At 72.3% G+C, this 441-nt stretch carries 1 protein-coding gene; it reads right to left on the minus strand.

Annotation, left to right across the window (positions count from 1 at the left end; all coding sequences use genetic code 11):
- Positions 1–441: condensation domain-containing protein (locus tag ACL06G_RS21505; RefSeq protein ID WP_412836530.1), on the minus strand; the 441-nt coding region annotated here is incomplete at both ends.

A 441-nucleotide genomic window follows, 5' to 3' on the forward strand; every position in this document is an offset into this window, starting at 1 on the left:
GGCCAGTTCCGCGATGTGCCGGTGGAGTGCGGGGTCCAGGGTCAGGGGTGCGTCGGCGCCTCGTCCGCTGGGTTCCGCGGGGCGGGGCCGGTCGGTGGGCAGGGTGAGTTCTTCGGGGAGTCCGGTCAGTGTCTTGCGCCAGTGGTCGAGTTGGGTGGCGAGGAGGCTGTCGGGGTTGTCGGGGGTGCCGAGGAGTTGCTGCTGCCAGAGGGTGTAGTCGGCGTATTGGACGGGGAGTGGCTGCCAGCCGGGTGCGGTTCCGGCCAGCCGGGCGGTGTAGGCGTCGCCCAGGTCCCGGAGCAGGGGGCCGATGGACCAGCCGTCGCCGGCGATGTGGTGCATGACGAGCAGCAGCACGTGGTCCTCGGGTCCTGTGCGGAACAGGCGGGCGCGGAACGGGATCTCCCGCGCCAGGTCGAACGGCCGCACCGCCTCCGCACG

The sequence above is a fragment of the Streptomyces callyspongiae genome, assembly GCF_047200695.1.
In the GTDB taxonomy this organism is placed as follows: domain Bacteria; phylum Actinomycetota; class Actinomycetes; order Streptomycetales; family Streptomycetaceae; genus Streptomyces.